Here is a 279-nt window from a genome sequence, read left to right as displayed (position 1 = left end):
GGCATAGCCAGTGCCAAAGTCATCCATCAAGAGTCTGACACCGAGGCTTTTTAATTGTTGCATGATTTTTAAAGCATTTTCTGGCTTGCTCAGGGTAGCGTTTTCGGTAACTTCAAGTTCGAGAGGCGAAGCGTCAAAACCCGTTTTAGCCAGTATTGCTTTGACGCGAAGAACAATGTCGCTGGCCTTAAATTCAACTGGCGATATATTTACTGACAGGGACAGGTCTGCTGATTTATCTCTCACCTCGCGACATGCTGTTGTCAGAACCCAATCTGT

Annotated in this window: 1 protein-coding gene; it reads right to left on the bottom strand. The window is 45.5% G+C overall.

Going from position 1 to position 279, the window contains the following annotated elements; all coding sequences use genetic code 11:
• Positions 1 to 267 (bottom strand): EAL domain-containing protein (locus F1003_RS18595; protein ID WP_262884640.1); only part of this gene is annotated, 267 nt, incomplete at its 3' end.
• Positions 268 to 279 lie beyond the last annotated feature (12 nt).

The sequence above is a fragment of the Winogradskyella ouciana genome (genome assembly GCF_009709615.1).
GTDB lineage: Bacteria > Bacteroidota > Bacteroidia > Flavobacteriales > Flavobacteriaceae > Winogradskyella > Winogradskyella ouciana.
This window is presented reverse-complemented; position numbering and strand designations above follow the sequence as displayed.